1 protein-coding gene is annotated in these 610 nt (G+C 37.2%); it reads right to left on the reverse strand.

What is annotated here, in order from left to right:
• Positions 1-610, reverse strand: a 610-nt coding sequence (locus FUA24_RS05065) for a TolC family protein (protein ID WP_148540291.1), incomplete at both ends; no start/stop codon positions are given.

Raw genomic sequence — 610 nt, forward strand, 5'->3', positions numbered from 1 at the left:
AGCAATAACGTCTGGTCTGTTTCTCAACAAGGTTGCTGGCACGCCAAGTGTAATGTTTTCATTTAACTGTTGCTCGGTTAACTTACTACGTTCAATCGGTTCTGCAGGTCTTCCTAATAAAAAATTCAACGTATTTTCTGTTCTAAAAATGGCTGCTTGTAAATCTACTTTTAACGCTTTGGCGTTGTTAAACTGCGCTATGTATTGGTCTACTGCAACTTGTGTTACGTTTCCGGCATCTTTTAATGCTTTAATAGTGTAAACACTACTATCTCTGGTGGCAATAGTTCTTTCAGTAATTTCTAATTGTTCATCTAACGCTAATAACTGATAATAGGTTGAGGCTATTGCCGAAATTAATTCGGTTTTTACAGCTTTATGCGCTGCTACTGTTTGTAAATAACTAGCTTCACCTGCGCGTTTATTACTTCTTATTTTACCCCAAATATCGGCTTCCCAAGATAAACTTCCTGATAATTCATATTGATCTACAGACGAGAAAAAACCACCAAACTGACTGTTTTCAGACAGTTCTTGATGTGTTGCTTGGGCTGTACCAGTTAACGTTGGTAAATAACCTGCTTTACCTTGTTTCATATAGGCATTAGCA

This window comes from Seonamhaeicola marinus, from assembly GCF_008085455.1.